This is a genomic window from Paraburkholderia sp. UYCP14C (assembly GCF_004197395.1).
In the GTDB taxonomy this organism is placed as follows: domain Bacteria; phylum Pseudomonadota; class Gammaproteobacteria; order Burkholderiales; family Burkholderiaceae; genus Paraburkholderia.
This window is the reverse complement of record NZ_SELS01000299.1, coordinates 1-804: the sequence shown is the minus strand read 5'-3', so window position 1 is coordinate 804 and position 804 is coordinate 1. Positions and strand designations below refer to the sequence as shown.

At 58.7% G+C, this 804-nt stretch carries 2 protein-coding genes; both read left to right on the top strand.

Going from position 1 to position 804, the window contains the following annotated elements:
• The first annotated feature begins 270 nt into the window (after positions 1-270).
• On the top strand, positions 271-588 hold the full coding sequence (locus tag EVC45_RS44935; protein WP_129964398.1) for a transposase: 318 nt from the start codon (positions 271-273) through the stop codon (positions 586-588).
• The coding region (locus tag EVC45_RS44930; RefSeq protein WP_129964397.1) for an IS3 family transposase at positions 585-804 on the top strand (220 nt) is incomplete at its 3' end. The genes EVC45_RS44935 and EVC45_RS44930, both read left to right, overlap by 4 nt.

The window sequence follows — 804 nt, the reverse complement described above, 5'->3', positions numbered from 1 at the left end:
ATGAAGTAGAAGTAGTTTTGTCGGGCATTGCAACACCTTATACGAGATAAGTGTTGCACCTCGCTTTTGAGGCCGCCCCCACACATTTTTTTATGCTTTACTGAATGAAATAACTAAACTACTACTTGAAAAAAAGGTGGGTAGATGCCGCAATACGTCGCGAAGCGAGTCCGCTTTCGGAACGGAGACTACTGGTTGCAGGTTTTGATGTGATCGTGAAATTGACCCGGCAAAACGGACACCTATTCTTTGGAGAAGGAGGTGCCGAAAATGGGCAGACATCGTACGCCATACCCGGCAGAGTTCCGGGCGCACATGGTCGAGCTGGTGAGGGCCGGGCGCAGACCGGAAGAGCTGGAAAAAGAGTTCGAGCCGACGGCGCAGACCATCTACAACTGGGTCGCGCAGGCCGATCGTGACGCTGGTGTGCGTCATGACGGGCTGACCACGGCCGAACGGCAGGAGCTGACGAAGCTGCGTCGTGAGAACCGGCAGCTCAGGATGGAGCGCGATATTCTCTCGCAGGCGGCGGCCTGGTTCGCGCGAGAGACGGGCGCCGTGCCCCCGAAGGGCGGTACGGATTCATGAGCGCGAACCGGGCCCGCTGGCCCATCGTCACGATGGCACGACTGTTGGGAGTCTCGACCAGCGGCTTCTACGCGTGGCGGGTACGCGAAGCGTCGCACCGCACATGCAGTGATGCGCAACTGCTCGCACGTATCCGTACCCTGCATGCAAGCTCACGCGGCACGTATGGTGCGCCCCGTATTCACGCGCAACTCGCGCGTGAAGGCGTACACGTTG